General features: G+C 37.1%; 1 protein-coding gene. It reads right to left on the bottom strand.

Annotated features, from left to right (window positions below; genetic code table 11):
- Positions 1–178, bottom strand: a 178-nt coding sequence (locus L977_RS25295; RefSeq protein ID WP_442854934.1) for a hypothetical protein, incomplete at its 3' end; no start/stop codon positions are given.
- Positions 179–205 lie beyond the last annotated feature (27 nt).

Below are 205 nucleotides of genomic sequence, written 5' to 3'. Positions count from 1 at the left end.
CGTTAAGCTCGTATCTTACGTTTTTACCTAGCCCAATCATAGAAAACTCATCAAGCCTTGTCTGACTAATTCTCTGTTTAACTGCTGGTAAAACGATAGGCTTTATAACATTAGCTTCTGCACCGTTCTTCTTCTTAACAGTCGTTTCTACCTGTAATGTAACTTGTGAGAATATCATTAAATACCTCCAATGTTCAGATCGGAA

Source organism: Enterobacter sp. ZOR0014 (genome assembly GCF_000798855.1).
Classification (GTDB): Bacteria; Pseudomonadota; Gammaproteobacteria; order Enterobacterales; family Enterobacteriaceae; genus Enterobacter; species Enterobacter kobei.
This window is presented reverse-complemented; position numbering and strand designations above follow the sequence as displayed.